The organism is Acinetobacter sp. ANC_7588 (genome assembly GCF_056783995.1).
Genome location: NZ_JBWYIU010000005.1, coordinates 191,758 through 197,984, shown reverse-complemented (window position 1 = coordinate 197,984; position 6,227 = coordinate 191,758). Strand labels below are relative to the sequence as shown.

Here is a 6,227-nt window from a genome sequence, read left to right as displayed (position 1 = left end):
ACAAGCCAAAGCAAACCATCTCGATGCAAGCGAAGCCAAACAACAACTCGAAAGTAGCTTAAACAACGCCAAAGCTTTGAGTGAAGTGGCAAAAACCCAACAAACTGATCCACTGAGCTTACTCGAAAACCTACAGGGCTACCTCAAGAACTTAGAGAGTGAAGACCAAAGCAAAGCCGCGGCTTTCAAACAAGCGATCATGCTCTTGGCTTCACCAAGTTCAATTGCCGTAGAAAGTAACGAAGACATCCACCTCAGTGCAGATGGGCAGATCAACCAAATTGCACAAGGAAGCATTAACACCAGCACGCAAGACAGCATCATCGGACATGCCAGTAAAAAGATCAGCTTATTTGCAGCGCAAGAAGGGGCACGACTGTATGCAGGCAAAGGTAAGATTGAGATTCAGGCACAGGGTGATGGTGCTGACCTAATTGCCAGAAAGGGGGTGCAGATTATTTCGACGGAAGATCGAATTGAAATTAAAGCGGCAAAAAAAATAGTGTTGATCGGTGGTGGCTCACAGATTGAAATTAGCAGTTCGGGAGTTTTACCGACCACAGCTGGTAAGTTTGAGGTTAAGGCAGGGCAGCATCAATTTGTGGGGGGAGCAAAGGTGCCGTTGAATTTTCCACTCATGCCAAATGAAATAAGACAACAGATTGCAATTAAATATCATGATGATGAGCCTGTTAAAGGTGTAAACTTTAAAATGAAATACGCAAATGGTCAGATATTTTCAGGTGTGACTAATGATGAAGGGATAGCTGATATAAGAGATGCGCCTGATGGTGAAGCAGAGATTATTTTTGGGGAAGATGCTAGATCTTATGAAGTTGTAGCACAAGCAGAAGAAAATATTAATTTTAAAGCAGATTGGAACATCTCAGATCTAGAAGAATCATACCAACAAGCACTTAAGGATTCTAAAAAATGAGTGCAGAAAATAAAATAGCTATAATTCAAATTGGTTCAGAGCTTTGGTCGAATACCAAGGCTGCCGGCAGTTGGGTAGGTGGAGCCTTACAAGGTGAATTTAACGAAAAATCAACTTTAGGTCAGATCGTATTTGATGCAGTTATTAGTATGTTTCCTGTCGCAGGTGAAGCCACAGCTGTTAGGGATTTAATCGCTATTTCAAATCGCATGGCAGGTAGTGAACAAGAGAAAAATAAAGTCCTGAACTGGGTTAGTATTATTTTGTGTTTATTGCCACTCATTCCAATATTTGGTGGTGTGTTAAAAGGTATTGGGCGCTTACTCATTACTGTGATTAAAGATGCCAGTAAAGCCGCAGAAGTAGCAATTGCAATTTTGGCTTTTTTAAGAAAAATGGGTTATGGAGACCCAATTAAATTTATAAACGCACTTAAATTTTCAAAATACCAAACTAAAATATTATCCGAGTTTAAAAAATTTATTGCGCGATTAAAATCCTCGATTCAGTTTTTCTTATCAAAAACGAGAGTCGTTCTACCTAAGCATGTACAACAACAATTAAACTCATTTTTACCTGAGTTAGATAAGCTTGCCAAACTCGCAGATAAAATGATTCCTTCTGCAATTAAAGAGTTGGACAGTGCTTTAAATAAAGTCCGATCTGAAATGATCAACCAGATGAATAAAGCTGGTGCGAAGATAGGTGGTGGAGAAACTAAAGTTTTAACCACGGAAGCACGTTTGGCTTCTACTGCTAGAAATACGATTGCGAGCAAGGGTCATAAACCTGCGCCTTTAAGCCATTATAAGCATAAGGACGGATGGCCGGATTTAGCTAAGAAGAAAAATGATTCTGCGACAAATGATGTTTTAAAATATTATGTAATAGCCTCATTTAGTCAGAAAGCTAATATTGAAGCAAAGTTATATAAACCTGGTGCTAGAGTTGGCTGGAAACGAATCATTGATCAAAAAAAACCATTTAAATCTGGTGCGTATTGGGCGGATAAAATGCCAATTAATGGCACAGCATGGCGTTTTGATTATGCTGTAAAAAGTGACTGGTCTAAAAATGGTATATTTGTGGCCCTAGACCGTATACCTACCATAGCTGAGTTAGAAAAATTAAATATTGTTGTACCTAAAAATTGGCAAGGCTTAAAAGTATGGGAAGGTCAGGTTGCAGAGCAACTTGATTTAGAAAAAATGCAAGGCAGTGGATTGTTGTTAGCTGGTGGTGAAAAACAGTTATATATAGATTTTGGCCACCCAGACAATCAGCCGATCAGGCAATATATTGAAAACATGGTTAAAATTCAAAAAACCAATTGGAATGATGCCATTCTTCCAAAAAAATTAGAAGATACGGTTGCGTATTTGGCGGCAAGAGAAAAAGCACAGAAAACTGTTCAACAGGGTCAGGTAGCTCGTGGTGTGTCTGCGACAGGTCGAGCAAATACTAAGCATGAGCAAAGTAAGGCGAATTAAGGGAATTTATGATGTATATCATTGATCAGAAAGCGAGAGACCAAACTTTTTATCTCATGAAAAAATATACCAGTTATCGGTATTTATATGTTGCATATGAACTGGAGCAAGAATTTGTAGACGCATTTGAGCAACAATTAAGGCATCCTCCTCTAAACTTATTGAATGAACCTGAAGGCTTTAAGGAGAGTCATGAAGAAGAATTATTATATTATTTGAGTGATCTAAGTGATACAGAAAAAGGTTTAACGGAACTGAGAAAAAGCAAATTCAAAAAAGAAGCATATGATCTTTATTTTGAAGGGAATATTCAGGGGAGGATTTTTGGTCGCTATGGTGATGAACATGGCTTGCTATATGATGTTTTTTATCAAAACCTAGGCATAGGTCAAGAGCCAAATGGAAATATTTTTATTGAACATGACCACACACGACATATTTTAAAATTATTGATAGCAAGAGCTATGGAGGGTATCACAGTTAATACTTTGTATAACGTTTCATATGATGTACCAAATAATAATCGAATTTATTATAAGAAATGGAGCTATGAATCTTTATTTAGTAAACTAAACTGGCCACCATGTAAGCAAATCGTTGAACCGATCATCCCTTGCCCAAATTATAATGAAAGCTCAAAAGGTCAAATTCATTCAGGTGAAGAAATCCAAATTTCAGGCATTTATGAACCATGGTTCGAAAAACCTGTCTATCAAAAATTAACCAATGATTCTGACTATAATATTTATGTTGGATGTCCAAACTACTTTTTAGAAGGGACAGAAGCAACCCAATATAAATTGGAAGGGACCGATGATTGGTACGATGTTAAATGGCGTTTAATTTGGGAAGACAATCGCTATATAGATGGAACCATACCCGAGGAAGAAAAGAATTATATTTTTGATATAGAAAATATAGGAAAACAATCCAATCAACCCGAAACTGAATCAACTGAAAAATTAAGTATAGCGGCTGGGCAGGTTTGTCCTAAAGCTGGCTATTGGTATACAACAGCGAAATCAAATTCACGGCAATACTTTAAACAGGGTGAGATCTTTCCAAATTATGAAAGTGATTGGGGCGAGGTGTACTGGCAGTTTGATGGAGAAGAATAAAACTATATCGCTCAAGGTGAAAACTTTCGCATTGATGGAAGTTTAATAAAAAACCCGCTTTCGCGGGTTTTTTTGATCTCAAACGAGATTACATATTCGGATAGTTCGGACCACCCGTACCCTCAGGCACAACCCAAGTAGAGTAAAGCCGATTGGCGACGCTATTTTGCGGTATTTGCATCATGGAATCATAATGGTGAGGTTGTTAAATACCGAGTGCCAAGGGGTGGGATCAATGTATGGGAAGGTCCAGCCGCAAGTCAGACTTTTAAAAATAGTGCGGGTAAAGTTGAAAAAGTGAATAGCAAAGGCGAGATATTTGTACTTGAAGGTGGTGGCATACAAATTGTTCTGGACCCAAAAGATTTAGTACGAGCAAATGTAAGTAAGCGTGAAGCAACCCCTTGGGGCTATGACAGTGGTTTAATTGTTGAAACGAAAACCAATATGGTTGGTGTGCCGCGTTTAGAGCAGAATTGGTATGGAGATAAAAAATAATGTCGCAATCATCTGAAATTCGTCCGCAGGAAATTTTCCTACTTGAACGCTATAGTTCGGCTGAATATTTTAAAGAACTGGTAGATGCTTTTAAAAATATGCTCGATGCAGCGGAAAATGCACTTGAGCTGTTTATGCAGGATTTACCTTATGATTATCGAAACCAACATATTTCACAACAACCTGACATAGTTTGGGGTGAGCATGTATTGCCTAATTTCAGATCAACTCTTGAGAGCTTGAATTATGGATATAAACGTTTATTAGAGGGTGATTTATCTGCTTTGCAATATGCAGGGAATGTGGTGACTGACTTTAGAAATCAAAGAATAGACTATTTCCCTGATTGGATGGATGAGGGTAATTTAGCCTTATTTGATCAATGGCAAAGTAAAGCTAGTAAGTTATCATCTAATATTAAAGCTACAGTTTTTGGTAGCTGGCCTATGACTTTTTTAAAAGAAGACTATGATTCAGATTATTTAGGAGAGTTAAACTTACCATCATCTTTACCAATATATAAGTTAAACCAAAATGTTACGGTAAAAACAGGCGAAACTGTGCCACAGGATGGTATTTACATTCCTGAAATACAGGAAGCAAGTGCACAGCTGCTGCTTAAAGGGCATGATGCGATAGAAGCATTAGTGGGACTTGATCCAGATTGCCCACAATATGATCATGAGGAAGATACGGAATGGGTATTGGTTGAACGAATTGCAGACGAGGGTGGGTCATCTGAGACTATTCAAGCTGAAAATTTAAAAGGTTTTGCTGGGCAGACTTGTCAACAGACAGGTAATTGGTGGAGTCCTGCAAATCAATTGCAATCCCGTTATTTTGAACAGGGAGAAGTATTTCCGAAGATTGAGAATAATAGCTGGGGAGAAACGATTTGGTATTTAGAAGTTACTAATAAGAAATAATTTATATATAAAAGATTGGATTGTCAAAATAATGATAAAGTTTTGATGATGGTAAAATTCTACCTGAGATCAAATCTGATTGGGATGAGGAGTTTTGGTAGTTTGATAGTGATGACTAACTTATGCTTAGAAGCTGTTCTAAATTGACTCGTTTTCAAAAACAATCAATTGCCCTAATTTATTATGTTACTTCACGATCTTATTTGGAAATGTTACTGACCAAACTGGATGAGTTGATTCAACATACTGGTGGAGTAATTGATTTGGCTGATCAGCAGTATCGTGACCGTGTCCTCTTGCAAGAGGGATGGGGAATGGGGGATAGCTCAGCCAATTGGAGTACCTATGCTTACCCATCTTTACTCGATTTCAGATTAGGTCTAATCAGAATTATTGAAGAAACGAAACAGGAAAAATATGGCTGGACACCTGCATATAATACAGCACGTATGTTAGGCGAGTTTCGACCGAACTGGATGTCAGAAGAAGAAGAAGCTGATTTTAAATTGCGTTTTGATGAATTATATAGATTATGTAGTTATTACGACTCTTGCGTAAAGCCTCCAAGATCATGGAGTTTATATTGTTTATTTGAAGTGATTAAAGAACTGGGAATTTTTGAATATAAAGTACCTAAATTTAAGCTTCGTACAGACATACGTGTAAATAGTGGGGAAATGATTCCAAAAACAGGGGTATATATTCCTGTGGGTGATCGATATGGCGTACCACAATTTGCTTGGACTTATCGTGATGAAAATAGTTTTACACGTGGGCAATTAGAAGAGTGTGAAACATTAAATGCTTTAGGAAATGACTTATTTTCTAAGTTTAATGAATATACAGCATGGACTCCTTCTGAAGAGTTAAGGGCGTTCACAATTGAAAATATTAAAAATAAGCGAATAGAAGATGATTGGGATTATTTAAAATCAGATCGAGAAGTACAATTGGAACTAACCCCATCATTAATCTCAAGAAATGCATTTACTAGCTTTGATTCTAGCTGGTATTTCGTTGAGTTAATAGAAGGTGAGTTTGAAGATATTGGGGTTGAGGATGTAGATACTTTTGCTACACCTGATTTAAAAGTTATAGGGGGAGAATTATGCCCAAGAACAGGTTATTGGATTTTATCTAATGATAAAGCAAAACGATTGTATTTCACCAAAGGAACCATAATGAATAAATCTAGTCAAGATTGGGGCGAAGAATATTGGTTATATGACGGTGAAGAATAGAAAGTCTTTCTAGGCTT

At 37.4% G+C, this 6,227-nt stretch carries 6 protein-coding genes; all 6 read left to right on the top strand.

The annotated features are described in order from the left end of the window. Nucleotides 1-937 (top strand): DUF2345 domain-containing protein (locus AC1M9J_RS07155; protein ID WP_481952084.1); only part of this gene is annotated, 937 nt, incomplete at its 5' end. Then, on the top strand, nucleotides 934-2,427 hold the full coding sequence (locus AC1M9J_RS07150; protein ID WP_481597416.1) for a hypothetical protein: 1,494 nt from the start codon (nucleotides 934-936) through the stop codon (nucleotides 2,425-2,427). The genes AC1M9J_RS07155 and AC1M9J_RS07150, both read left to right, overlap by 4 nt. 8 nt (nucleotides 2,428-2,435) lie before the next feature. Then, nucleotides 2,436-3,545, top strand: a complete 1,110-nt coding sequence (locus tag AC1M9J_RS07145; protein ID WP_481952083.1) for an Imm72 family immunity protein — start codon at nucleotides 2,436-2,438, stop codon at nucleotides 3,543-3,545. A 216-nt stretch (nucleotides 3,546-3,761) separates the two neighbouring features. Continuing rightward, nucleotides 3,762-4,043, top strand: coding sequence for a hypothetical protein (locus AC1M9J_RS07140; protein ID WP_481597415.1), 282 nt, complete (start codon nucleotides 3,762-3,764; stop codon nucleotides 4,041-4,043). Further along, nucleotides 4,043-4,969 (top strand): hypothetical protein, encoded by a 927-nt coding sequence (locus AC1M9J_RS07135; RefSeq protein ID WP_481595901.1) that lies wholly within the window; start codon nucleotides 4,043-4,045, stop codon nucleotides 4,967-4,969. Before AC1M9J_RS07140 ends, AC1M9J_RS07135 begins: the two co-directional genes overlap by 1 nt. A 122-nt stretch (nucleotides 4,970-5,091) precedes the next feature. Continuing rightward, nucleotides 5,092-6,210, top strand: coding sequence for a hypothetical protein (locus AC1M9J_RS07130; RefSeq protein WP_481952082.1), 1,119 nt, complete (start codon nucleotides 5,092-5,094; stop codon nucleotides 6,208-6,210). Nucleotides 6,211-6,227 lie beyond the last annotated feature (17 nt).